Consider the following 1510-nt stretch of genomic DNA (forward strand, 5'->3'; position numbering starts at 1 on the left):
GTTTTCGATTGTTGATTCTTGAGTGCATTCAATTTACAGTAATGCACCCCTTTATTCTGTCTTAGTCTAAACTCCAGTCATAACTCATAACCCACAAATAACCAATAACTAAAGTAAAGTGAGATCGCTAAGTGCGATCGTACTAGCTTCCACCCCTACCAACAGAACCAACCGTTCCCCACTTGCTTTACTAATTAAAGTGCCTTCTGGAATTTGACTTATTGCCAAATTCCCAATTGTTCCGCCTTTATATTGTAGCACATCCAGCCCTTTTGTGAAATCAAAAATAACATCAAATCCGCCGTTATTTTCTAACACAAACGTGTCATTTCCTATGCCTCCAATTAGACTATCCTCCCCCAAACGGGAGATTAAAATATCATCGCCAAAACCGCCAGTGAGAGTGTCACTGCCAGCCCCGCCAAAAATAGTGTCATTTCCCTCGCAGCCATCCAGCAAATCGCTACTTTGATTCCCACTTAAGAAATCGTTGCCAGCACCTCCGCAGATAGTATCACTGCCCAAATTGCCGTACAGAAAATCATTGCCTTTGCCACCGAACACAATATCATTACCTTTGCCGCCCACTGCAGAATCATTACCTTTACCGCCTTGGATAAAATCAGCACCTTCATTGCCAAAAATTAAGTCGTTTTCTTCTTGGCCATTTAGGGAATCGTTACCACGATTGCCAAAAATGATATCTTCACCTTCACCACCAACAATGATGTCATTATTCTTGCCTCCCAAAAAGATATCATTCCCCTTGTTGCCGTCAATAAAATCATTGCCTCGGTTCCCGTAAAGGATATCGTTTCCTTCACCGCCATAGAGGTTATCGTCCCCTAAATCCCCATCGAAAAGGTTCTGATTAGGACTGCCGTAAAAAGCATCATTTCCCCCACTGCCTAACTGAATTTCACCCCTACCATTGCTGTTGATAGTATTGTCAACTGGATTGGGTTGGTTGAAATTGGGCTGCGGAATAGTATCGCAAATGCAATCGCTTTCCATTGGCGTGGGAGTCGGTGTTCCCGATGGCGTGGGAGTCGGTGTTCCCGATGGCGTGGGAGTCGGTGTTCCCGATGGCGTGGGAGTCGGTGTTCCCGATGGCGTGGGAGTAGGCGTTCCCGATGGCGTGGGAGTAGGCGTTCCTGTCGGAGTCGGGGTTTCCGATGGTGTGGGAGTTGGGGTTTCCGATGGTGTGGGAGTCGGGGTTTCCGATGGCGTGGGAGTAGGTGTTTCCGTCGGAGTCGGGGTTCCAGTTGGAGTTGGAGTCGGAGTTTCCGTTGGAGTGGGCGTCGGAGTTTCCGTTGGAGTCGGGGTTCCCGTTGGAGTCGGCGTTTCCGTCGGAGTTGGTGTTCCCGTTTCCGTCGGAGTCGGAGTTTCCGTTGGAGTCGGAGTCGGCGTTTCCGTCGGAGTCGGAGTCGGCGTTTCCGTTGGAGTCGGAGTCGGAGTTGGTGTTCCCGTTTCCGTCGGAGTCGGAGTTTCCGTTGGAGTCGGAGTCGGA

General features: G+C 49.2%; 1 protein-coding gene. It reads right to left on the reverse strand.

Going from position 1 to position 1510, the window contains the following annotated elements:
* Positions 1-108: 108 nt before the first annotated feature.
* A partial coding sequence (locus QUA62_RS14700; RefSeq protein WP_333404954.1) for a calcium-binding protein occupies positions 109-1510 on the reverse strand: 1402 nt, incomplete at its 5' end.

The sequence above is a fragment of the Microcoleus sp. MON1_C1 genome, assembly GCF_036701945.1.
GTDB lineage: Bacteria > Cyanobacteriota > Cyanobacteriia > Cyanobacteriales > Microcoleaceae > Microcoleus.